This window comes from Streptomyces chartreusis NRRL 3882, from assembly GCF_900236475.1.
GTDB lineage: Bacteria > Actinomycetota > Actinomycetes > Streptomycetales > Streptomycetaceae > Streptomyces > Streptomyces chartreusis_D.
This window is the reverse complement of sequence record NZ_LT963352.1, coordinates 104,323-128,504: the sequence shown is the minus strand read 5'-3', so window position 1 is coordinate 128,504 and position 24,182 is coordinate 104,323. Positions and strand designations below refer to the sequence as shown.

The following is a 24,182-nucleotide window of genomic DNA, read 5'->3' as shown; positions in this document are numbered from 1 at the left end:
GTCATCCTTCCTCCGCTGTCGGCGCGGTCAGCACCTTTTGGATGGCTTCGCGCGTCCACGAGTCCGCTGCCCGCGCGAGTGAGCGCCGCAGGATCGCCTTACGTCCCGCCGCCGGCAGCTCGTCGACCGGCTCGGGCACCATGTACCAGTCGAGCGGCGCGGACGCCTTTCCCAGCAGGACGGTCGGCTCCGCGCCGAGTTCGGCGTCCTCGCCCGCCAGCGGCAGGGCGAACGTCTTGTACGGCCGGTCGGCTGCCGAGCGCTGCCCCACCAGCACCCAACCGGCCGAGGATTCGGGCACGCGAGAGCGCGCCGTCAACCGCCAGCGGTCCGCGCCACGTACCGGCTCCAGCAGGAATTCGAGCTGTGGGGTCACGACGCGGTGGTCCTGTTCGGGACCAGAGGCCGCCGCGTGCTGCAACACCGGGGGCGGAAGCACGACGGCGTCCTCCGGCTCCGCCGGCTCCGGGGTGACCAGTTTCGCGGTGGCGGAGCCGGTAAGACTGAACGTAGCCGTCCCCGCATCGGACAACCTGGCCACTTCCATCCGCCAACCCTCCGCCCCCACGAGGACCACCCCCATGCCGGCCAACGCCTTCGCCCGGCCGTGGCTGTCGACCGACAGCATCTGTCCGCCGCCGTCGGGCCGGTCGCTCCAGGTCAGAGTGAGCAGCGGGAGAGAGATCGTCCGTGTAAGCCCCGCGGTGACCGTGCCGAGCAGGTCCAGCGCCTTGGCCAACACCCCTGCGGAATCCGCGTCGTCCGACGCGACACTCGTAGCGGAACGGACGGCCGGCGCGTCCTCCGCCACCAGCGGTGTGTGGAGACCTGTGCCGGTGTAGGAGACGAACGGGTTCGCGGGATCGGCGGCGAGGAGATACGTGTTCACGGTGTGTGTCGCCGAGGTGAGCCGGGGATCCCACTGGCCGCTCGCACGGTCCGAACGGCTCAGTCGCTCCAGCGCGGTCCGCAGCAGCCGCAACCCCGCGAGATAGACGGGAAGGTCTTCTCCGGCCTCCGCAGCCGTGATCAACCGCTCTCTGGCATCTCGGGGCACGGGCCCGTCCTTCTCCAGAAGGAACCAGTCCGCCAACAGCGACACGTCGTCGGAGGAGGGGAAGGCGTCGGCCATCAGCCGCACCCACTGGCGTGCGCGGTCACGATCCGGATGGTCCATCAGGTGGTAGGCGACGGCGCAGCCCGCGGCCGGGTCGCCCCGGCCGGCTTCGATCCGGGCGCCGATGCTGCGTACAACGTGATCGGTGATGGCAGCGGCGGCGCCCAGGCGGCCCTGGGCGCGGTAGTCGAGCAGGGCGCGGGCGTCGGGGTCCGCCGGCCGCACCGTCACGTCTCCCTCACCGCCGTCGGGCTGTGCCGGGCTACGGATCCGCCCGACGCAGTTCGCTGGCAGAGACACGAACCGTGCCAGGTGGTCCTGGCCCTGTGTCACGCAGAGGTACGTCGAGCGGCCTTCGCCGGATGCCGGACGGCTGACCACGTACTCGTCCGCTACCTCGATCGGTCTCAGCAGGGTGCCGTCCGTGTCACAGACGAACAGACCGGTGCCCCGCAGCTCCCGGGCTGTGTGCAGCGCCTCGTCGGGCGGGAGTGCCGCCTTGCGCCTGGTCCCGGGCAGCAGGAGCCGCTTCAGAGGGGAGGGATTCACGGGCCGGTCGGTCGGCACGGCCTGGCCGCTGCCCGGTGAGGGGTGAGGATCGTCGAGGACGAAGTCCACCGTCAGTGCCGCTGGGCCTTCGGGAGGCACCACCACCGTGGCGCTCACGCGCTCGAGACCCGGAGGCGCCAGCCGTACGACGTAGGTGCCCGGCGGGAGTTCGGTCTCGAACGGCCGGCCGGACACCACAACCGCACTGCGCACGTTCCCCGATTCCGTGTCCAGGATCTCCGCAGCCACGGGGATACCCGGTGAGAGAGCGACCATCACACGCGTCAGGGTCATCGGACACGCTCCACGGCGACGGTGAACTCCAGGTCCGGCGGCAGGAAGGCATGAACCCCTGCCGGGGACGGGGCGGTGTAGTGGCCGTCGGGAAAGTCCATGCCCACCGCGTACACACCGGCCGGCGCGACGGTCCTCCACACCGTGTCGTGCAGTTCGAGGACCGGCCGCTTGTCCTCGGCGCCCCCGAGGCCCGACAGGGAGACATCGGCCAGACGGGCGGCGGCGTCGGGGTCGCACCGTACGCCTAGAGGCACATCCGGAGGGCCGTCGAGGACATGCAGGACCAAGTCCCCGTGCACGCTCATCCCCGGCACCTGAACCGGCGGGGCGGTACGGGTCAGTGTGTACACGGCCTCGTAGAGGTCCAGGCTGGTCACGCGCCACCGGCCGTCGCGCGTGGAGGCGGCGCGTCCCGCCAACGCGTCGAGGAGAGCACGGGTGTAGTCGCTCACTCGGTGCTGGTCCGCGTGCGCGGTGCCGCCGGACAGTGTCGCCGGCAGCACTGCGAGATCCCTGCGATGCTCGGGACCCTCCCGGATGTCCAGCAGCGGCAGTGTGTGCGTGTCCCGGAGGCTGGACAGCCGGGCAGTGCGTTCCCGGCAGGAGTCGAGGAAGTAGTACTGGTATCCCGCGCCACAGGCTCGCATCCCCTGGACGAAGCTTTCCAGGTTGACGGCGGCGTCTAGGATCCGGTTCCTGCTGCGCGCGAAGTCCTCCAGCAGCAGCAACGGGCTGCCGTTGTCCAGGCCGTGGCCGCTGAAGTAGAAGAGGGCGACGTTGGACGGGTGGCTGTCGCAGCGGCTCACCCACCGGTCTACGGCTCGCTGCACCGCATCCGCCGAGGGCACCTCGACCTCACGTAACCGCCCATCGGGCTCCGGTGCCTCGCCCGGGGACAGGAGCACGTCGACACTGCCGAGTCCCGCCACGGGGTGGCGCAGTTCATCCCTGACCCAGCGGGCGAAGGCCAGCGCGGACAGGGGAGGGGAGGTGAGTTGGCGGGTGACGATGGTGTCGTGCCGGACAGGATCGGAGCCGCCGCGCAGGTGCCGGTAGCCGCCCACCCCGATGACCAGCGCGTGTACCTGAGGTCCGTCCTGGACGGCGGTGTCAACGAGATAGGTCACCGCCACCCGTCCTCGGCGGCGAGGGCATGCGGCCCGGACCGCAACGGCCCCAGCCGCTCGCCGAGGCGGGCGTAGAAACTCGGCGCGAGGAAATAGGCACTGTGGGCGCGCAGCCGACCGGACCGGAAACTGTGGTCCTCCACACCCTCGAAGACGGGTTCGGCCCGGAACGACAGCAGGTCGTTCATGTCGTAGACGTTCAGCCACCGGCGCACTGCGGGCGGCCTCGGCAGCTTGAGGCCCGCCGTGCCGGGGATGTCCGGCGGGTGCGGCGAGAACAGGCTCAATTCTTCGAAGAAGGCGACCTGCGACCCGGCGGTCACCAGGAGATCGACGGTGAAGTCCTCGGCGGCCAGCGGTCCGGAAAGCAGGTCGTAGACGATGTTGCCGCCCATGCTGTGGGCGACCAGCACGAAGGGATCACGCGGACCGCGCTGGGCGTTCGCCTCCCGCAGGACATCCGCGATCTTCCCGCCGATGCCGGCGCCCGCTCCGGTGGCCGGCCGCCGACGGTAGTAGGTCAGGACGTCGCCGAGGAACTCGGTAATGCGCGGAGCGAGTTCGGCTCGCAGCCGGTCGGCGACCGGCGACGTCGTACGGTCCGCCAGCGTCTCCCGGATCCGTACGACGCCCTCCTGCAGCGCGGCGCGGACCCGCCCCGCACCGAAGCTCTCCCGGCCGGGGCCCGCTTCCTGTCCGCGCTCGATGTCCTCCAGGGCCTGGCACAGCCGGACGGTGAACTCCTCGTCGTCGTCGACCTCTGCCAGCCAGGTCGGGGCCGCCTCGACCACGGACGGTGTCAACGCCGAGGCGGCCGCCAACTCCTTCGCACTATCCGGTGACGCGAGGAGCGCGGCGGTCCACAGCAGATCCAGTGCGTCACCCATCGACGTCCGCGCTGTGGTGACGAGCCGTTCGCGAATCCGGGCGTCGTCGGGTACGACCTGGGCGACGAGGTCCGACAGCGGGCCGTCGCCTACACCTTCCCCGAAGCGTTCGGCGACCCGTGCGCTGTTTGGGACGCTCGCTCCGCCCCAGGCCAGGGAGGCGCCATCACCGCCCCAATACGGCTGGAGAATTTCGGCCGGTCCACCGTCCGCGCGCGACCATCCCGCCGTCACATACTGCTCGAACAGAGCCTTCCGGACCCTTGTTTCCTCCACATGTGGGCCGTCGATGCGATTGGCCACCCCATGGACAAAAACCAACGGCATCCGTGTCCCCCTCGACCCCCATCCGAGCACTTGCGACCCGGAGAAGGACACCGTACAGATGCAGCCTCGCCATGTGATGAGTTTTCGCGATAGTCGTAATGATGACGCGATTCCGGCGAAGCCGACGTCATGCAGAAGGCGTTGTAGCCGTGTGTGCAGCGCGCCGGGTTGAACGGGGTGGAGCAGTGCGGCGATGCACGTGCTGAGCCCGTGCTGCGCCATCGTGTGCAACAGAGCGGCCTGGAGCGCCCCCAGGCGCTGCCCGCGCACCTCCTCGCTGCGCCCGTCCTCGCCCTTCAGCCGCTCCGGGGTGACGACCGGGTCCTGGAGCTCCAGCACGATGATCTGGTACCGCGCCAGCAACCCGCGCGAGACGGCAGACGCCAAGCTGAGCTTGTACAGGACGGGCCCGAAGATCTCCTCGTGGTCCATGGAAGCCGCCATCTCCCGCGGCAGCGGGTCGCGCACTCCCTCGGCGACTTCCCGGTTGGGCCGTTCCTCCCAGATCCGCGGTGTGGCCGTCAGGTACAGCCGGCGGGCGGCAGGGATGACCTCCTGGTCGTGCACGGCCGCCCAGGCTTTGCCCATAGACCCGCTTGTCCTGTGGGCCTCGTCGACACACACCAGGTCCATCGGGGCCAGTTGCTGCCCGTAGGCGCCCTCGAAGGCCTCCGCGAGGACACCGAGACTGGCGTACGTCGCGTAGATGGTCACCGGGCCCTGCCCGTGCCACAGGGCCAGCTGCACGGGGTTGGTCGTGTGACAAATCCGCTGTGGATCACTGGACTGGTGATGCTCTGACCTGTGGATCTAGTGATCGTTCAGGATTTCTTGCCGTCATGTCGTGTGGATCTGGGCTGGGGTTTCCCTGGGAGGTCTGGAGGCTGGCAGGGCTCTGAAGTGCAGGTTTGTTGATCGTTTCGGAATGTGGTGATCGTCGTAGGACTTGTTTTTCGCTGCGTGGCTCAGGTGGCTGGTGTCTGCGCTGCACCGACGATGCGGCTCGGTCCATGATCAGGCGAACTGCGGTGGTGCTCAGTCCAACTGAGGTCTTTTTTCGCGGTCTTGTTCATACTGTTTCCCGGTGGGTTGTCAGTGCCCGCTCCTAGTCTGTGGGGCATGACGTCAGCGAGGCCCAAGCGGCCAGTCAGTGAACTCCCGGGCGATCCTGCTCGTTCACCTGCACTACGTTCACGGACATCCCGCAGTGCGTATGAACCGCTCCGGGTCTGATGGAGGCTCGATTCCCTGAGAGGATCGAGTCATGGCGCGTCCGTCCCCCTACCCTGCCGAGCTTCGTGAGCGCGCGGTGCGCATGGTCGCGGAGATCCGTCCCAACTACCCAACCGAGTGGGCCGCGATGAAGGCAGTCGCAGCCAAGCTGGGGATCGGTGCGGCTGAGACGGTGCGGACCTGGGTCCGCAAGGCCGAAGTCGACGCCGTCCAGCGGCCCGGCGTCACGTCCGAGGACGCTGCGGAGATCAAGCGGCTGCGGGCCTGGAACGCCGAGCTGCGACGGGCCAACGAGATCCTGAAGGCGGCGTCGGCTTTCTTCGCGGCCGAGCTCGACCGGCCGTCGAAACGCTCGTAGCGTTCATCGACGCACACCGCCAGGTGTTCGGAGTCGAGCCGATCTGCCGTGTCCTGACCAGCCACGGACTCAAGATCGCAACGAGCACCTACTACGCGGCGAAGAACCGCACCCCCAGCACCCGGGCGGTCCGCGACGCGGAACTCAAGACGCACATCAGCCGCGTCCACACGGACAACTTCAGCGTCTACGGGGTCCGGAAGGTGTGGCGGCAACTGCACCGCGAAGGCATACCGGCGGCACGCTGCACCGTCGCCCGGCTGATGCGCGACCTCGGCCTGGAGGGCGCCCGACGCGGGAAGAAGATCCGCACCACCATCCGCGACGACGGCCAGGAGCGGGCCGCGGACCTGCTCAGGCGCGACTTCACCGCGCCCAGTCCGAACGAGCGGTGGGTGGCTGACTTCACCTATGTCGCCACCTGGTCCGGGGTCGTCTACGTGGCGTTCGTCGTGGACGTGTTCTCGCGGGCGATCGTGGGCTGGTCCGCCGCCACCAGCAAACGGGCCAAGCTCGTCCTCGACGCCCTAGACATGGCCCTATGGCGGCGCAATCGGGCTGGAACTCCCGCTGGGCCGGGACTGATTCACCATTCCGACGCGGCAGTCAGTACACATCTTTCGCGTTCACCGCGCACCTTCTCGACGCCGGCATCGACGCCTCGATCGGCACCGTCGGCGACGCCCTGGACAACGCGCTCATGGAATCCCAGATCGGCCTCTACAAGACGGAGTTGATCAAGGCCAGCAAGCCCTGGCCGGCCTGGCGGACGTTGAACTGGCCACCGCGGAATGGACCGACTGGTTCAACAACCAGCGCCTTCACACCGCGATCGGCAACATCCCGCCCCACGAGCACGAGACCAACTACTACGCTCAACACCAGCCCCAACCGGCGGCTGGAGTCAACGCATAGAGCCTCCACCGATCCCGGAGCGGTTCACGCATGCTGGCTGGGCTCAGCGGATCGGTTGTGTGTGCGTGTCCTCGGCTAGTACGTCGAAGCGCATAGTCGTTCCGGGTGGGTGGAGTGATGGGGCTCGTCGATGCTCCCGCCACAGCAGTGGTTGACCTGTCACGTCACGGGCTAGGACGTATCGGCGTTCAAACACCATGCCGATCGATGGGACTGTTGAGGGCGCAATCTGGTGGATGGTTTCCGTGCCGGCGACCTGGGCTCGGAGGAGCTCCGTGGTCGGGGCGGGCATCAGCTCTGGCTGCGTCCGGGCGAGGTCGGCCAGGCGGCGTTGCACGAACCGGCGTCTGGGCACCCCGTCGGGTCCGGGTAGGTCCTCGACCTGGTAGGGGTGCCAGTACGGGGCGAGATCACGGCCTGGCACGTATGCGAACCGTTGGCGCCCGCCGGGGGCACCGCCGCGGTCGGGCAGCGCCAGTGTCGGGTTTAGGGCCTCCTGCTCGCGAGTGCGCTCGGGTGGGGCGAGAGTGTGTCCACTGACCTTCCGCTCGATGGCCCAGAGGATGTTGCTGTACTCGTCGAGGCCGAGGAGTACGTCCTCGATTGCGGGTCCCTCGATCGGGGTGAGTGCGCGGAGCCACATGACGAGCGAGTGATCGTCCAGTCCGGTCGTGCGGAACAGGGACCAACTCTTGGGGGGCGCCAGGTCGTGGGGCTGCCCGAAGCTGTCGATCACGGTGGGCCGCAGCAGTGTCACGACGTGGCCGACCCGGGCCGGGACGGGGAACATGAACCAGTCGTCGCTGTGTGAGGCAATGAGGTCGATCAGCAGTGTGGTGGCGAAGTGGCTGGTATCGGGTGGGTAGCCGCCGATGTCGACGGCCGCATCCTCGATCTCCCACCAGCGGGCCCGTGGCGCGCCGGGGTATTGCAGCGAGGTGGGGTAGCAGGTGATTGATGGTTCTTCGGGCTCGGGCGGCACGACGGCGGATGTCTGTGTTCCTTCGGCGTCGGCGGAGAACCAGTCGACTCGGCCCCCGCGGTGCCGGGGCAGCTGCAGGATTCGGTCGCTTGATGAATTGCCGAGGGGGAAGCCTGTCTCGTATACGAGTTCGTCGCTCTGCCAGTAGTTGGTGCTCGGGGTAGGGATGCCAAGCCCAGTGAAGGCTGTGTCGCCCATGCCGAGCTCAGCCCGGTCGCGCCACAGCGCGTACCCGTCGAATCCCCCGGCCAGCCTCTCGTATGGCGGGGGCAGTTGGCGGTCGGTGTTGGCGGAGTACGGCGGAGGTGGGGAGGCCAGCAGGTATTTCGGATCAACGGTGGCTGGATCGAGATCCTGCTGTGCGGCGACGACAGCGCCGACGCGGATGCGGCGACCGGTCGTCCACCACTCATCGGGTTCGCCTTCGATGATTGACTCAGCCGGAACGGAGGCGGGGTCGCGGTCAGGGCTGGCTGGTTCCGGGCGGATGGGGGTGTGAGCCGCGGTCAGGTTCACCAAGACCGGGGTGGTCGCATTCTCACCTTGGTGCTCGCCGAGTTGCCACTGCCGGGCGAGGAACCACAGGGGGTCGTGCAGGGTGGCGGCGAACCCGGCTGCGAACGTACGCGCCCGGGGATCTGGCTCCAGCCGGCGGTACAGGTCGTAGCGCTGCGCCATCAGTTTCCTCTCGATCTACAGCGGAAAGTGACTGCCGGTCTCCAGCCGCACTTGAGACCGGCCGGTGGCGCCAAATGCTGTCATTGGTACTGCCGCGAGGTAGCTGCCGATCGCGTCTGGGTCGGCCGCCCGGGCATGTGCCAGCTCACGTGTCTCGGCCAGTACCTCGATGAGTTCTGGTGTGTCGAGCCGTGCTCCGTAGCCGGCGTCGAGGTCGGAGGGGACAGCCAGGAGGATCGCTTGCTGGGCCCTGGCGGCGGGCCCATTGAAGCCGAATGTGGCGGTGGTGACCTGGTCTGAGTTGGGGGCGGTCTCGCTCCATGCATCGAGGAGACTGGCCGCGATGCGCTGTCCTTTGGCCCACGCAGGTGAGCCGACTGTATATGCGGCGACGAACCGTGGCATGGCGTCCCGTTGGCTGCCTGCCTCTTGGCGTCGGCGCCGCAGATCCTCGAGCGCAGTAGTCTGCCAGGGGTCTCCGGGAGAGCTGGTCCAGCCGGTGAAGCCTGGGAAGTCGCCCCCGGCGTAGGTGGCCGTCAATTGCAATGCCTCTACGGCGGCCAGCCTGGGTCGCACGGCTGCAGCGACGGTGAGCCATTCGGTATCCAAGCTCGGGTCCGGGGCTTCGGTGTGCAGACCCGCTGCCTGGGCGAAGTCCCCCGCATCGATGCCACTGAGTACGGCGAGCTGCCCACTGGGGGCTGCCAGTTCGGCGATCGCCTGTCCGAGTGGCTCTTCGGTGTTGGGCGCCGGGGCGGCGTTGAGCCTGGCACGCATTGCCTCCTCGGCTCGCTGGGCCAGGATGACGGCCACCGGTGTCAAGTCCGCGACGATGCCTGGGTCCTGGGTGAGGAGTCGGTACAGGGCACGGGGATCGTTGTCGTCTGCCAGGGGGGTGACTCCCCAGCGCAGTGCCCGGAACAGCGCCTGGTGAAGTGCCGAAGCGTCGCCCCCAGCCCGCGCGGCGGCGAGTTCATCAATCAACCGCTGGGCGCTGTCGCGCAGCGTCGTGTACCGGGTGCGGAGGTCGGCCAGAACGCCGGCATCAGCGGTACGGACTTCCTCGGCTTGCGCCGAGGACATGACGGACGGGGCGATATCGCGCAGGAACAGTGGCGTCCCGCCTAGTGCCTGGACCACGTCTCGGGCAAGTTCGTGCCGGGACCGGCCGCTGCCGGACAGTTTCACCTCCGGCTCGGCACCCAGAGCCGCCCGGGCCAGGTCGTCGAGCTGTTCTGAGGACAGGGACAGAGTGTCGGCCGGCTCCAGCCCCAGCTGGTTCAAAGTGATCTGGTTGCCATGGGGAGCCTGCCAGGTCCAAGTGGTGGCCTGGCCGACCAGGGCAGGCAGTGCGTCGGCGACCGATGCGTCGGCCAGACGGGCTGCGGGGATGGCAGGGTCCGAATCATTCGGCGCTGGCTTGTACGGGATCACCGCGACCGCAGCGGTGCTGAGCCCTTCGCCGTCCAGCGGCGTCTCGGTGAACGCCATGGTGGGGGGCTTGGTCAGTCCGGCGGCCGCGTCCATCGCTGCACCGGCCCGGTCTGCTTGACCGCTGACGACCTGGTGCACCGCTTCAGCGACGAGCAGGTCCCCGTAGGTGTCGAGCACTGCCTGCAGCTGTTCTAGTTCGGTGCGCTGTTCGGGGGTCGTGCCGAGGGGTGGATTCGGGCCCAGTAGGCCAGCCAGTGCGTCCGGGCCGTGGCACACGCGGCCCAGCTCGGCTCGGCCGGTCCGCATGGGGTATTTCTGCCGCAGGACATCGATGCGGCTGGTTGCCTCCACTACTGGACCTTGTGGCGTCCGGACGCCGATGATGTGCTCCACGCGCCGGCCGAGCGCCTCGTGCACGTGGCTGCCCAGGCGCACCTCCTCTGCCAGTTCCTCAGCGGTCCGGATCTGCCGCGAGTCGAGCTGCATCGACCACAGATCGGGGCGGCTGGGTTCCTCGGCGTGCTCGGTGATGCTCTTGTCCCGCAGGATCGCGGCGGTGAGCGCCTGTGCATGCGAGGGTGCATGCAGCAGGCCCCCTTCGGTGGGGCCCGGCGTTCCCAGGAGCGGGCCGTCGACCCAGCCGTACACACCGAGGCGGAACCGTGACTCGGGGCGGTCGCGCAGGTGCTCCAGTCGGCGGGCGGCCATGCCGGTCAGCCATGGGTCGATCCGGTGGGTGGCAGTGTCCAGGGTGGCGCGGAAGGCTCGCTCCAGCTGCGCGAGGACCTGTCTTTCAGGAGGCCAGCCGGCGATCTTGGCCAGTCGCTCCAGGCCGTCACGTACGGTGGTGCGCACCTTGCCGGCCGGATGATCGTGTGAGGCCTGCGGATCGTATTCATTGCTGAGCTTGGTGAGCACAGTGGGCTGGCTGGTGTCGCTGATCAGCGGCTCGCGAAGCGGCGCCGGAGCTCCTGCTGCGCTTTGGGCGGCGGCTGCCGCACTGAGCACGCTGGCGTGCAATGCGAGGCGCACCAATAGGCTGTCGGGCAGCACCCCCCGCCACATCTCGTAGACCTGATCATGCCGGTGTCCGTACTCGAGCAACGTCGCCAGCAGCCGGGCGATGCCGGCCTCGACGGTCATCACTGGAACGGGTTTGCCGTTCTCGTCGTACTCGATGTGGCCATCGTCGTGTTCATAGAACCAGTGGGGCCAGATGGTCGGCACCACCAGCGGGATGGCGAGCGGTTCGGGGCTACCGCCGGTGACCATCTGGCGGACACCTGGTGGCTCGGTGGGGTCGCGCCCGAGCAGCTCTTTCACGGGTGAGAAGGTGCTGTGCACCCAATCGTCGAAGCGCTGTTGATCGAAAGGGGCCATACTGCCGTACAGCGCAGCCCACAGCTCGACGGCGAGGAACGGGCGGTAGGCGTATCCGGCCGACACTCCATCCCGGCTGATCAAGTCCAGCAGCCGAGCGGTATTCGCACCGACTGCGGTGCCGGCGCCCCGTGCTGTGGCCGCCCAGTGGGCCCGCATCGCTAGGAGCGCCTGGCAGAGCCGCGGCTCCCAGCTCGCGAGGGGATCTTCGTCGGCCGACACCTGCCAGCGGAGTTGCCCGCCTCGCCCCATGGCGGCGACGGGCAGGAGCCCGTAGGGCTGTTGGTCGATCCGTAGGGGCGGCAGCGGCCCCTCCGGGCGCAGATTGCGGGCTGCCCAGGCGGCGATGCCGTCTGCGTCGTCGACGCAGCCCCACAAATCGCGTAGCTGGTGTCCCCACAAGGCTGGCCACAGCGCGCGCACCAGGGTGGCATCGAACCCCTCGACCACTGGCGCGAGCGGCATGGCGGGCAGCTTCGCGCCGTACCCTGCCAGCGAGCAGGTCAGGATGCTCTCATCTGGCGCGTGGCCAGTTTGGTGCAGGCGGTCTTGGGCGACGCGCCGCCAGAGCGCCGGGTCCTGGCCCAGGCTGGCTGCCTGCGCCCCGTCGACGGCGTTCGTGGGCGCCCCCAGGGGGAGGGTAGCCATCTCGCCGGCCTCGACCCGGGCCCGGAAGTGTACTTCGGGCGCCTCGTCGCCGATACCGATCACATACAAGGTCCGAAGATCGTCCAGAGACCGGTCGGGCGGCAGCGGAACCTCGACGCCCAGGCCAACGTCCTTGGCCGCCTGCCAGGAGACCCACCACCGATCGCTCTCATGTACCGGATCGGCGTCCGGACCGGCACGGCGCGTACCGATCACGTCGAAGCGGAGCGCCGCGCGATCCACCTGCGTCGTGGCGGCAAGAATGGGTTGCTCTTCGCCGAAGGCCAGCCACACCTCCAGTCGCTCGGGAAAGCCGCCGACCCGGTTGGGCTCGGGAGGTACGTCAGCGACCTGAGCGGTGTTGACGGTGACCGTGTCGCCGAGCCACTTCGGGTAGCAGGCTCTGGCCAGCCACGCCGCCCGGCCGGGGCCGACCTGCGTGCACAACGTCTCCCAGGCTCGCTGGCCGACTGGGGTGTCGAGCCAGTAGGGGAATGGCCAGAGCCGCTGAGCGTTGGTGAGGCCGGCGTGGATCGTCTGCCACATGGCGGCCACCCTGCTCGCCTCCACCGGCTTGGGCGTGGGGTCATGGCGCAGGATCGAGGCCTCGTCAGGAATGATGCGCAACCACAGCTGCCGATCATCGCCGTCGGGGGGCACCAGGGTTTCCAAGCGGGCCGGCAGGAGGACTGCGACGTCGCGTTCCAAGTACGGCCGCTCCTCGCCGGCGGTCGCCAGCCACCGAGCATGCGCCACGCCGGCCAGTTCCTCAAAGGGCAGATCGCCGCCGGCGGCCGCCCGCAGTGCGGGCACCTCCGCCAGACCGACGCGTTCACCTTCCGCGCGGCGCTGTGCGGCGACCCCCGCCACGGCCTGGGCAGCCGAGCCCGTCAGCGCCGGGGCCCGTCCAAGCGCCAGCAGCGCAGGGTCGGTGGCCATCATGTCCATCAGTTGAGGCCCGCCGGGCGGAGGCAGCGTCGCCAACCGCGCCAGCAGCGCCAGCTGGCAGGCCCGGTCGGTGAGGTCCCGTGGTGTGGCAGCCGCCAGACGGGCGGATTCGGACGTCAGCGACTCCAGTTGTGCCCCACCACCCGTGGCGAGGGCTTCGTCCAGCAGCGCACGACGGCGCTCCACAATGGTCATGGCCGCAATCCCAGTTGCTCGAGGTGCGGACCCGAGATGGCCACTCGGGTTCTGCGGTCGATGGTGGCGAGCGCGTACGCCGCACTGTGTGCGGCCGAGGCGCCCAGGAGCTGGCCGGTCTGGCCATCGCGGGCCCGGAATCGCAGCTCCGACGGCGGCTCATCGAGCACCAGCCAGTACTTGCTCAGCTCGGCGGGTGCGATGTCGAAGGCGAAGAATACGATGTCGCGGCCGAGCGCTCCCTGGAACGTCGGGCCGATATAGACCCGCTTGTCACGGTCAGCCGCGGACATTTTGAAGTCCGGCGTGGCTGTGAGGACAGCGTCGTCGGCAGCAGTGCCGCCTGGTTGCGCCTTCACCAAGTACACCTGCGTCGCCGGGTATCGCCAGAACAGGTCCGAGCGGAAGGCGATGACGAGGTCTTCCTTGCCCGTGGTGTCGCCCGGGTGCAGCACCTGGTGCTGCAGGCCGCCGATGATCGACTTACCGTCCCAGTCGGCGATGGGCCGGATCTCCGCCACCCTCTGGCCAGCTTCGAAATCGACGTGCCCCCAGAACATCAGCAGCGGCGTACCCGTCCGGTCGGCCGGTACATTGCGCCAGTGCAGTTCAGCCAGCAGCTGCTCATTGAGGCCAGCGAGGTAGGCGTCGATGAACGCCGGGTTGGTGCGCAGCGCCACCACGGAATCGCAGGGCATCCGCTCAACCCCTGGCAGAATCCATTCTCTCGCCCGGTCGCGCAGAAGCGTCCAGGTGGGAAAGTCCAGTCCTACCGGCACTTCCGGTGGGCGTAGGTCACCGATGGTGAGGCCGCCGATGCGTGACTGGATGCGCCGCCAGGCCGGCGTGTTCGGCCCGTGCGGGTCGACGGCCGCTGTCACCACGGCCGCGAAGTGGTCAAGGTCGGCGGGCCGGCAGCGGTCGGGCGGCGGCGCGCCGAGAAGCCCAGCGAGCGTCTCCCGGAGTCGGCCGATACTGACCTCCTGATCCTCGACCGGGGGCGGGGAAAAGTGTGGCTCCCAGCCAGTGGCCAGGACGCATCTGCGGGCCGCGGCGACGAGCAGCTCCCGAGTGGCGACTTCGCCCTGGTGGTCGCGTAGGAGAATGATGTGCAGCTCGCACGGTTCGTACTCGGCTGCGATCGCCTCGGTGAGCTCCCACACGTCACGGAAGAAGCCGTCGTCGATGAATCGGCCGGTCAGGTTGGCAATGGCCTGCTCAGTCCGTGGCCCCAGCGGTCGAAGGTCGAGCATGGTCGGGTCCTCGGCTGGCATCAGGCCGAGGGCCTCGCTGAGGCCGTCTGCGTGCGGTAGCCCTTCCACCACCCGCCGGGCGGGCCGCGGGCAGCGGTTCGCCGCCGCGACGAGATCGTCGCGGCCGACGACGCCTGCGGCGCTGTGCCGAACCCAGGCCGTGCTGCGACGCAGGGCGCGCCGCGCCGCCGAGGAGAACAGCGCCGCATCGAGCGGACTGTCTGGGCCCGTGACAGCAGACAGGGCAGTACTGCTGGTCGTCGCGCGCATCCGCCGCATCAGGGGCGCGAGCAGGTGCACCTGCCGGGCGGGCTCCGCGGGGAGCTTGCGGCGCCACAGCGACTGGGCGGCCATCAGCCCGCAGGCCAACCCTTCGATCAGATGCGCAGCCAGGCGTACTCCGCCGAGCTGCTCGAGCGCTGCGTCGAGCAGCTCCTGCTGGGCCTCGATGCCCATCCAGGTGCCAAGCCCGGCAGTACCGCGCAAGCGCGGGTCGCCATTGAGCGCCGCTCCCCAGGTGGTGGCTTCCGGATCGGCAGCCCAGGTGCGGCCGTAACGGGGAGGCCCGACGACCTTACGGCCGAGCGGGTCTGTGGCTGCGAGGCCGGCAACAGCCAGCTGATAGGCGGTCAGGTCGGCTTGAGCGGAGGCCTCGTCCGGCCCATCAGGCGTCCCACCGAGGCTGGTAATGGCGCCGCGCACTTCCAGTTCGACCACCACAGGTCCTCGGCGGTACGCCAGCGGGGCGCGTCCCAGACCCGGCACCTGTGCGGGCACGATGGCGAACGCCAGGGTCTCGAAATCCCCTGCCGGCCCGGTCCAGAACCGCCAGGAACGGAACGCCGGCAGCGCCGCGGGCACCCGGCCCTGCTCCGCATCCCAGGCGAACTCGCCTTTCTCGTTGTAGGCGGGCACCAGCGCAGCCACGTACGCGGTGTCGGGCTTCAGCTCCCGAGGGGAAATGAGCCGCGACAAGCGGCGCACCCCGTCGTCGTGCACGTGGGCCCAACGATGAGCTTGGACCGGTGGGTAGGCGTCGAACACCTCCCGGCTGCCGACCCGTAGCAACGGCCCGTCGACACGTACCTCGTCGGCGGTACCAACCAGCACGGCCAGCCAGGGCGGCAGCTGGTCACCAGACGCCCGGCGGGGAGTATAGCGCCACGGCATGTCGGGATCGGCGAAGTCAACGTGAACCAATTTGGTGGCCTCGACATCGCGGGCCAAGTCGCCAGGCACTGTACGAAGCACGGCGCGCTGCGCCAGCCCGCCTACGTCGTGCGGGCCCATCAGGTGGAAGCCGACGCTGCTGGTGGCGGTTTCGCCGCTGATGTCGTCGCGCAGTGTCAGCGGCAGCTCGCCCTTCAGGCGGCCGTCGACCAGGTCGCCGGACGACACGAGGCCGTAGACCGACGAGCGCTGCCAACTCAGAAACTGCACGCGCACCACTTCCCACGGGTCACAGCGCCACCGCCACATCTGCGCTGGGGAACGCGCTACCGGCACCGGACTGGACGAGCTGGAAGGCCTGGAACGGGGTCTCATGGGCCTGCTTCAGCGTCCCGTCAGGCGCGTAGACGTCCGCGGTCTCGGGAGCAACCGTCACCTTCGCCGAACCGGGATCGATGGTCGGCGTCATCGTCCGATCGTTCAGGGCCGCGTGCAGCGCTTTTGTGAGGTAGGCCTTCGCCAGTAGGTCGGTCAGCCGGAGGCGAGTGGGCCGCTTCACAAGGTCAATCCGTTCGGTATATGAAACGGCCGTCGGAGCCACAGCGTCGGCCGCTCCACCAAGCCGCACCCCGGACGGCAACTCAGCGAAGGCGGCGTTGTTCAGCGTCTGGGAATCGCGGAGGTCGAGGTCGGTGAAGGCACCCGGGTTGAACCAGTCACGCTCTTCGCTCACTTGCCATTCGGCGGGAACTTCGATCCGCAGCTGGTGAGCGCCATCGAGCGGAACTCCGCCGAGCCGGCGGATCAGCGTATTCAGCGGCGCCCGCTTCTGCTCCCAGACAAGGCTGCCCTTCGGCGTAACCAGCACACCTGGGACCACTGCCCGGTCCGGCCGCAGTAGGACCGAGGGGTCCTCTCCGCCGACCCGCAGGTTGCTGGCCCGCTTCAGTTCGTCTGCCAGGTGCTGGACCGGGCTGGAGATCGGCTGGACACGCTCCGCGTCATGGCTACCCAGCTCGAACGTGGCGCTGCCGGACACCGAGACACCCAGCCGCTTGACTCGACCCTTGGCATAGACCACCAGTGGTCCCGGACCGCTGATGCGTCCTGTGATAGCGACGCTGGCGAACGACAGGCCGAGAGCCTCCACAGAGAAGCCCGCGCTGAAGGTGGCCTCAAAGTGGAACGGCCGGAACTGCAGCAGCGCGTCGAACACGAAGTGGCCGTGCGCGCTGAGCGGCCCAAGCTCCACGCCTGCCTCAACCCGCGCTCCCGCCTGGAGAGTGTTCGCGGTGAACGCGAGATACATCTCCAGGCGTAGGTACGCGTGGGCGACGACGTTGACGTCCAACGAAGCACCAACCCGGTCCAGTCGCGGCAGGTCCAGCGGACCGGGGTCAAAACGTGGATGGAAACCGCCAACGCTGAACAGCACATACGGGTTACTGCCGTAGTCAAGCCGGAATGCCATGCCGCCAGCCAGCCGGAAGACACCAAGGGCATGCGAGCCAACCAGCACGGCGTCCAGAGAGATACGCCGACCGGCGAGGTCAACGACGCCGAGCACGTCCATCCGCAGGTAGAGCAGCGCCGCCCTCTCACTGATGCCGATCAACGCTCGGATTGACCCAAGGATCATCACCCTGGACGGCCCAGGCAGCTCGATGATCAGGCCGAGATCGATCCGCACGATCGGCGACAGCCAGCTGATCTGCACAGTCGGGCCGACCAGAAAACCCCCGTCGGCCGATGGAAAGAACGCCTCGAGGTCGCCAAGCAGCGCGGGCGCGTTACGCACCGGGTCCTCACAGAACAACACGTTGCCTGCCGCGCCGCTGGCGAGCCGCTCTCGTAGCAGGTCGATTTGGGCCCGTCGGTTGAGACCGATCAGGCCGCCCAATCCGGTCAGGGCAAACCCGAAGCCCAGCTGGATCCCCGGAGTGAAGCGGGCGCCGAGCACCGCGACGACGGACGTGCGGCCGGTGACCTGCTTATAGACGGCGTAGGCAGCCGCGTCGAAAAGGGCCAGCCGGAGTCGCAGGGCTCCCGCGTAGCGGTTGGCCGGCGGGTCGAACGCCAGGTACCCCGCTCCGGTCACGGGTCCAGCGTCCAGGCTGAGCCCGATACCACCCGGCGCGCGGAACCCGAACGACACATCCAACGGGCCGACATTCCCCCCACCAGGAGGAAACGCGAGGTTGGCCGTAATACCGACGCCTTCGATGAGCAGCGCCAGCGGACCAAGCATCGTACGGAGATTGACGGACAGCTCCACCGGCAGACCGCTCTCACCCGATGGGTCAAGGGCGACCGTGACGGTCTGCAGATCGACGGGCCCGAGTGAGAGATGCACTGGGAAGGCAGCCCGGAGACCAGCGCCCCCGCGCAGATAGATGCGGCCTTGTGACCATCGGATAGCAAGGTCCAGATCGGCTTGGACCAGATCCTTCGGGATCAACGCGCTCAGCAGTGCGCCCGCGCCCTCGAGGTTGAGCACGAAACGCCCGCCGTGAACAGCCAACTCCAGCACCGGCTCAGCCTGGGCCGAGCCGCTCGCAGCGTCCCAAACCAGTTCCGCGCGTGCCGCCGCTGTGACGGACGCGACCTCCAGCCGAGACTTTCCTGCCTGTCCGAGCAGCACCACATGGGTCTGCGGTGGCACCGCGGTGATCGTCGCCTCAGCGCTGACTGCGCCAGCTACATGCGGCGCTCCAGGCGGCGGCGTCACCACTACACGTCCCGGCGGGACCAGTTGAACACTCAGCCCCGCGGGCAGCTCCGGGCCTGAAGCCAGCCGCACCCGCCAGCCGGACTGCTTGAGGGGAAGATCGAAAGTCTGCGCGGCTGGGAGCGCGATCCGCAAACCACCGCGCAGCCCGGGTGGACTCGTACTCGCGTCCGCCGTGACCGTTCCGCCGAGCAAGTCGAGCAAGGGACCCGATGGCCCGTCCACGAGCACAACAGGCAAAGAAGCCAAGCGCCCCGCCTCGCCAAGCTGCGCCAGCAGCGCATGGCCGTCGAAGGCAGGGTCGCTCCACCCATAGATCGTGCTCAGGTACTTGCCGGGTGAACGGAGCAGTGGCCCCAGCCGGTCGAGCCGTAGCCGCCGCACGACGTGGGTCGGCCGTGCCGGATCATTGGGAACGCCCTGTTCGCGGCGTCTCTCGATCAATCCGGAAAGAGCCAGCCCGTTCAGCAGGCCCCGCGTGGTCCGCTCGAGATGGTTGACCACCATCAACTCCAGCATGCGCCTGGGCAACTCCGCGGCGAAGGCAGCCACTTCACTGGCAGGCATGCTTGGGAACGCTGGTGCAAGGGTGGCCAGCCTGTCGCCAACCGCAGTCAGCCGGTCGCGGAGCATGGTGATTCGCCCGGCCAGAGCAGCGGTGTGGGCGACGATGGCCGCGTTGTCGTCGGTGACAATCGCCGCCGTCAGCTGCTCCACCAGGCCGGGCAATTCCCCTGCCGTGTCGCGAGCCTTGCTAACTGACGTACGCCAAACTGGGTCGTCGCGCACCTGCGGCGGCAGTCCCAGGCCAAGGTCGGCGAAGAGGCCATCGACTTGTTCCGGATCCAAGGCCATACGAAGCGGTGCCAGTGCCCCTGCCAGGCCGCGGCACAGCAACGCCAGCGTGCCCGCGCTCATGACCGCATCCGACGGAGAAGGCTCAGGCGGACGGCGTGACTACTCACCCTGGTGCTCCGCCGGGACGGATACCTGCAGTCGAATCCACATCTAGGCCCTCAATCAAATCCATCAACTGCCCATACGTGCGGCCGCCAAGACTGACTAGAAACGGCGCCATCCGGTCGACGTCCCGTACCAGCGCCGGGCTGCCAAGCGCCCGCAACGCCTGGACGACTGCGCTGACGTGGTCCGCCCAGGAGCGACCCGCCACCTCTGTCGGCAGAACCTCGGCCTGGCGTTCCGCTACTGCGGCCAAAGCCCGGACCAACTCGGGGCCCTGGCCATGGTGCCAAGCCACGACGAACCGGCGACTTTCCCGCAGCAGCTTGCGGACTTCGGACTCATGCCGCCCGTACAGATCCAGTAGACCCCGCCCGGAGGCTGTGCCTGCAAGGGCGCGGTGTGTCTGGCCCAGCGGAGAAGTGACGGTCGCCCCCCAAATGCTCGGCGGCGGGGTGGCGGCGATCCGGATCTTGAGCCGCTCCTCCACGTACTTGATCGGGACCGCCCAGGTGAGCCCAATCTCGTCCAAAGTGGTTGCACCGCCCGTCAGCAGAGCTACCACCCGCCGCTTCCCGTCGATGACCATGGATCCTGAGTCGCCGCCCGCAGAGAACGCCTCCGCGTCCTTGCCTGTCGACGAGATGAGGATATGCGGCGCCACCGTCGTACCGAAGTATTGTCCTTGCCTGCCATACACTTCGACGCAGCCAACTAGGCCTTTTGTCCAGCCTGTCTCGGCCCCATATTTGTAAACCTCATAGTTGACATGCTTCAACGCCATCTGCACGTCAGGGGGTAGTGTGGACCATTGCGGACCCGGGTTAAGGTGGACGGTGCCAGCCAGTACCACATTATCAATCTTCCCTTCCTGCACTTCCCAATCGTCATTGATCGTCGCAATCGCAGCGTCGACCTTCGGGTCACCCCGGAGGACTTTGGCAACGTCAGGCTCGCAGCAATTCGAGCAGCTGAGCTGCACAACTCGGTCGCCCTTCGTTTCTCCCATTACGTGATGACACGAGAGAAATACGTTCGGCCGTTTGTCGGGTGGCACCCCCTCGGTTCGTGCGGCAATGCCCAGCGTGCCGATGTACTTATCAATGCCTGGGATGATGACGGAGGGATATGCTCGGATCCGACTACCGCTTGTCACCAGCTTGCTCTGAGGCTCAGTCTGACGCTTCGTCACCTCGACGATGTGAGTCTTGACCCCGTCGTACTCCGAGCGGATGACACTTCTGATAGGTCTCAAGCCGGGCTGCGGATCCCCATACACAATCACCCAGATGGCCAGCTCTCCGGTGGGCCTACCATTTTCTACCTTGCCGCCCAGTCCGACCGCGAGCACCCTGGTGTCCAAGTCGATAATTTCATTCTCCCTGGCGCGCTTAACGAGCAGTGCCTCCTCGTCACTGGCCATGGCACTCCCTCAAACGTGATCGCCTGCCCACTTAGAGTAAGTCACATGGGATGCGCAGCGCAGACGAATCGCCGGTCGCTGGAGCACGGTGAAAGGTGGCGCGGGTGTCGGCTGCTGCTGATGCATTGCGAATGCGGCGCTCGCGTACGCCGCGGTCGGGCACCGTTTCAAGAACCGGATGGACGCGCCCCGCGTCCCGCGGGTGGTAACGCTCGGAGGGGGGTTTGTTGGTGTATCGCGCGCTTGCTGGCCTGGTGTGTTGTGGGTTCGTTGAGAGCGGCGGGGTGCGAGGTTCTAGCGGGTGGTTCGGGGTGTGAGCTGGGGTTGTGTGCTGAGTGGGACTGGGCTCGTTGTGGGTTTCGCTAGCGCGTAAAGGCTCGGTTGGTGTTTGTGCTGGTCAGCGTTTCTTCCTGGATGCCGCACAGCCTTGCCAGGACCTGACGCCCCGCAGCGTTCAGCAGGACGTCCGCGTCGGCACGTGCGCCGCCCACGCCTTCGTGCTGGGGCCGGTAGTTGCGCCACTTCCAGTGGGACCGCAGGGCCTTGGTCTGCGGTCCGTAGCGTGTTGCCAGGCGGCATATCAGTGACGACGTCGTCTCCCCGGCGAAGGGAGCGACGCTGAAGACTCCGGCGGGCCGCGGGACGCCCGCGTGAGGCGGTGTGGAAAAGTTGATCACTCTGAGTCCCAGCCTTCTTACGAGGATGCGTCCTGCGTGGCTGCTGCGGCGGCCGGTTCGGGCCGCCGCCCCGCAGCGTGTTCTAGCGGTCGATGATTTTGTGGAAGAAGAGGACGGCGCCGGCGAAGGCGGCGCCACCGGCCAGGACGGCGGTGGCGGCGTCTTGCTGGACGAGGTAGGTCAGTACACCGGCGCCGGTGGCGACGAGGACACCGAGCATCAAAACGATGGCACTGCGCAGGCCGAGCAGGGGTCCTTCATTGCCCGGGGCCGGGTTGTGCGGTGGGTGGGGTCCGGCCGGTGCCTGCTGGTGGGAGGGAGCCTGCGAGGCTTGGCCGGGGGGTGCGCTCACGTCGATTCATGCACTCCATTGTGCGAGCCCCCACTGACACCACGGCCTCACTCTGTGAGGTCACAGGGCTCTGTGCCGCAGGTAGCGCGCCTTACCGGGAGCCAAGCACGTCGTTCTAGAAGCTGTCGTGGGCGTGGGTTCGCACAGTCGGCAGGGCGAGCTTGAGTGTGGCAAGGCGTTCTGCAGGGTCAGGGCCTTCGGCGACGATGCGCGTCAGGTCCTCCACGGAGTAGCGGACAACGGTCGGCAGGCCGGCGGCCTCGACCTCATCAGTGCTGGAGAGGTGGAACCCGCACAGCCCGCACAGGAGACCTTCGGCCGTCAGCTCCATGTCGAACAGCGGGGAGTCCTCGCCCACGGCCAGGAACAGAGCGGCAGCTTCCCGGTCGCAGGCGGGGCACTGGCTCAGCGTCTGGAACAGCGCCTTTCCTGGACCGACCTCGACCACTATCAGCCCGCGCTCACTCACCGCCTGCGCGGCACCCTCGACCGCTCCGTCCGGGAGGTCAGCGAAGCGCGTCCGGAACCGGTGCCGGGCCTGGTCCATCCTCAGCCGGACGGCCTTCTGCAAGCGGTCTGCCCTGTCGTCGAGGATCACCTGGACCGTGTCCGACCACGACTCCCAAAAGGCTTCGCGGTCCCGCTTCACGTGCTGCAAGAGCTTGTCCACGGTCGCCGTGAGGACTCCCAGGTAGTCCTCCACGTCCTCTGCACCGAGGTGAGCGACACCGTTGCGCAGCTCGATCAGGCCATCGAGGTCAGCAGCCTCGCTTTTGGGCTTCTGCGGGAGAACGTCCATCTTCCGCAGCCGACCGATCGCTGTCGACGCGCCAACGGTCTTGAGCCGGGCCGGCGGTTCAGACACCGCTCCCGCGAAGTGCAGCAGCATGTCGTCCTTGCCGTTCACCTCGGTGAGCAAGGTGGGATGGACAAGGACCAGTGCCGCCTTCGCCAGGCGTTCGACGCTGACGCCAGCGTGTAACAGGAAGACCTCCTGGTCCTCTTCGGCGTGGGCTTCCATCGCCAGGCGCGCGAAGCGCTTGGCACCTTCGTAGAGACGATCGAACGTGACCGGCGATTCCATGACCGGACGGTACCGACAGCCGCTGGCAGGGCGGGGTGCATTTTCAGGGCGAAGCCCACCCTTCGACAGCCCCACCCCCGCCCTGACCACACGATCGGCTAATCCTTACGGGTGACGGTTTGTCAGTCCTGCTGCGTACCGTTCCGGTTCATCACGACTCAACCGCGCCATGGTGGCGCCTGTTGCCCAAGGCGGTGACTTGATGAGCCTGACCTCCGGGATTCACTGTCCACGCACCCCGCTGCGCCGGTTCCTTGACCGTGAACTGTCGGCCGGTGCCCACCCGCTGCGTAAAAGCTTCCGGGCTCGGGACCACAGCAGCCAGATCCTGATGCCAGGACCAGGCGTCGGCACAGAGGCCGGCAACGTCGGCACCGCAATCGACTACCGGCTCCGCCTGGCATTCACCGCCGCCGAACCAGTCGACCACGTCGCCCGCCTCGGCATCCTGCTCACCGGCTCCTACGAATCCGACGCACGGCAACGGATGCGGGACGTGGGCGAAGAACTCATCGAGCGCCTCCCGGAAACGGTCATGCGTCTGCAGCTCGACAACCGAGAGCTCCCGATGGACCGCGCCCATGATGAGGAAGAGGACCTGGCCCGCCTGCTGATCGCCGCAGCCTGGTACCAGGTCAACTACCGCACCTCGATCGGGTTCGCCTTCACCCCGCTGGCCATTGCCGCCCGAGAAGACCCCGGCGCCTTCACCCTGGACCGGCTACTCCAGCTGCCGCACCGCGACATGGTGGCCGACGTCGTCGCCCAGCTCTACAAGGCCGCCGACGGTCCGCTGGACGCCCTGCGGGCCCGTACCCGGCCCAGGGACTGCACACCGGCACCCACGTTCCCCACCGACCAGATCAGCGTGGACGCCGACCTCGCCGTCGACGGACTGCTGCTCGACTTCAAGAGCACCCGGTACGCCCGCACGCTCCGCCAGGCCGAAGCGTGGCAGCTGGCTGGCTACCTGCTGCTCGACACCGCCGACCAGTACCGGATCGACAGGGTCGGCCTGTACCTCTCACGCTCCGGCACGCTCGCCATCTGGTGGAGGAGTACCTGGACCTGCTCGGAGCCTGCCGCCGCGAGATCCCCGCCTTCCGCGCCGCGTTCACCGAGCTGCTCGAGGACTGCACGGCTGACGTCGAACCGTACGAGCAAGAGGAGGAAGACCGGGTGCGTGACCTGCTGAAGCGCCTGGCGCCCGTCGCCGCCCCAGGCCAGTGCCTGGTGTGCACCCAGCCCTGCCCCGCGTCCGGGCGCCGGCCCCGGGAGTTCTGTTCCTCCTGGTGCCGCGGCCGCGTCAGGTTCCTACGCAACAGGGGCCTGCTGCCCGGCGGCCCGGACGTCTTGCTCCCTCGGCCGCGCCAGCGACTGGATCTGCCCGACGACGCGGAGATTGTGAGTCTCACACCCCGTTTTCCCCAGGTAGACGGAGTGAGCGGTGAGGTAGCTGC

General features: G+C 68.1%; 11 protein-coding genes and 1 pseudogene. 2 read left to right on the top strand and 10 right to left on the bottom strand.

Annotated elements, in window-relative coordinates; genetic code table 11:
- Position 1 precedes the first annotated feature (1 nt).
- The 3 genes from SCNRRL3882_RS00485 to SCNRRL3882_RS42525 are packed head-to-tail and all read right to left on the bottom strand — an operon-like array spanning position 2 to position 5,051.
- A complete protein-coding gene (locus SCNRRL3882_RS00485; RefSeq protein WP_010042598.1) occupies positions 2-1,960 on the bottom strand; it encodes a hypothetical protein in 1,959 nt (652 codons plus the stop codon).
- A complete protein-coding gene (locus SCNRRL3882_RS00480) occupies positions 1,957-3,090 on the bottom strand; it encodes a caspase family protein (protein WP_158688427.1) in 1,134 nt (377 codons plus the stop codon). The genes SCNRRL3882_RS00485 and SCNRRL3882_RS00480 overlap by 4 nt, the downstream gene beginning before the upstream one ends.
- Entirely contained in the window at positions 3,087-5,051 is a 1,965-nt protein-coding gene (locus SCNRRL3882_RS42525; RefSeq protein WP_010042600.1) for a type III restriction protein res subunit, read from the bottom strand. The genes SCNRRL3882_RS00480 and SCNRRL3882_RS42525 overlap by 4 nt, the downstream gene beginning before the upstream one ends.
- A gap of 517 nt (positions 5,052-5,568) precedes the next feature.
- Between SCNRRL3882_RS42525 and SCNRRL3882_RS00470 the strand changes: the two are divergent.
- Positions 5,569-6,810: pseudogene (locus tag SCNRRL3882_RS00470) on the top strand (IS3 family transposase).
- A 43-nt stretch (positions 6,811-6,853) separates the two neighbouring features.
- Here SCNRRL3882_RS00470 and SCNRRL3882_RS00465 read toward each other — a convergent pair.
- The 7 genes from SCNRRL3882_RS00465 to SCNRRL3882_RS00430 form a co-directional block, all read right to left on the bottom strand.
- Complete coding sequence (locus tag SCNRRL3882_RS00465; protein WP_010042608.1) at positions 6,854-8,470, bottom strand: hypothetical protein; 1,617 nt, start codon at positions 8,468-8,470, stop codon at positions 6,854-6,856.
- Between the two features lie 15 nt (positions 8,471-8,485).
- On the bottom strand, positions 8,486-13,075 hold the full coding sequence (locus tag SCNRRL3882_RS00460; protein WP_010042609.1) for a hypothetical protein: 4,590 nt from the start codon (positions 13,073-13,075) through the stop codon (positions 8,486-8,488).
- Positions 13,072-15,768 carry a hypothetical protein gene (locus SCNRRL3882_RS00455; RefSeq protein ID WP_010042611.1) on the bottom strand — a complete coding sequence of 899 codons (2,697 nt, stop codon included), beginning with the start codon at positions 15,766-15,768 and terminating at the stop codon, positions 13,072-13,074. Before SCNRRL3882_RS00455 ends, SCNRRL3882_RS00460 begins: the two co-directional genes overlap by 4 nt.
- 19 nt (positions 15,769-15,787) lie before the next feature.
- Positions 15,788-19,144 carry a DUF6603 domain-containing protein gene (locus SCNRRL3882_RS00450; protein WP_050810271.1) on the bottom strand — a complete coding sequence of 1,119 codons (3,357 nt, stop codon included), beginning with the start codon at positions 19,142-19,144 and terminating at the stop codon, positions 15,788-15,790.
- A gap of 43 nt (positions 19,145-19,187) precedes the next feature.
- The gene (locus SCNRRL3882_RS40625) at positions 19,188-20,609 is read right to left on the bottom strand and encodes a hypothetical protein (RefSeq protein ID WP_158688428.1); all 1,422 of its coding nucleotides are present in this window, start codon (positions 20,607-20,609) and stop codon (positions 19,188-19,190) included.
- Positions 20,610-21,368: 759 nt separating this feature from the next.
- A complete protein-coding gene (locus SCNRRL3882_RS00435; protein ID WP_040903498.1) occupies positions 21,369-21,638 on the bottom strand; it encodes a hypothetical protein in 270 nt (89 codons plus the stop codon).
- 115 nt (positions 21,639-21,753) lie between these two features.
- Positions 21,754-22,722 carry a hypothetical protein gene (locus SCNRRL3882_RS00430; RefSeq protein WP_010042618.1) on the bottom strand — a complete coding sequence of 323 codons (969 nt, stop codon included), beginning with the start codon at positions 22,720-22,722 and terminating at the stop codon, positions 21,754-21,756.
- Between the two features lie 202 nt (positions 22,723-22,924).
- Here SCNRRL3882_RS00430 and SCNRRL3882_RS00425 point away from each other — a divergent pair, with 202 nt between their 5' ends.
- Positions 22,925-23,917 carry a hypothetical protein gene (locus tag SCNRRL3882_RS00425; RefSeq protein ID WP_231911026.1) on the top strand — a complete coding sequence of 331 codons (993 nt, stop codon included), beginning with the start codon at positions 22,925-22,927 and terminating at the stop codon, positions 23,915-23,917.
- The last annotated feature ends 265 nt before the right edge of the window (positions 23,918-24,182 follow it).

Bases quoted from the DNA above. Each gene is read 5' to 3' on its own strand.
- SCNRRL3882_RS00450 (WP_050810271.1), bottom strand. From the start codon at position 19,144: ATGAGCGCGGGCACGCTGGCGTTGCTGTGCCGCGGCCTGGCAGGGGCA.
- SCNRRL3882_RS00465 (WP_010042608.1), bottom strand. From the start codon at position 8,470: ATGGCGCAGCGCTACGACCTGTACCGCCGGCTGGAGCCAGATCCCCGG.
- SCNRRL3882_RS40625 (WP_158688428.1), bottom strand. From the start codon at position 20,609: ATGGCCAGTGACGAGGAGGCACTGCTCGTTAAGCGCGCCAGGGAGAAT.
- SCNRRL3882_RS00430 (WP_010042618.1), bottom strand. From the start codon at position 22,722: ATGGAATCGCCGGTCACGTTCGATCGTCTCTACGAAGGTGCCAAGCGC.
- SCNRRL3882_RS00485 (WP_010042598.1), bottom strand. From the start codon at position 1,960: ATGACCCTGACGCGTGTGATGGTCGCTCTCTCACCGGGTATCCCCGTG.
- SCNRRL3882_RS00460 (WP_010042609.1), bottom strand. From the start codon at position 13,075: ATGACCATTGTGGAGCGCCGTCGTGCGCTGCTGGACGAAGCCCTCGCC.
- SCNRRL3882_RS00425 (WP_231911026.1), top strand. From the start codon at position 22,925: ATGAGCCTGACCTCCGGGATTCACTGTCCACGCACCCCGCTGCGCCGG.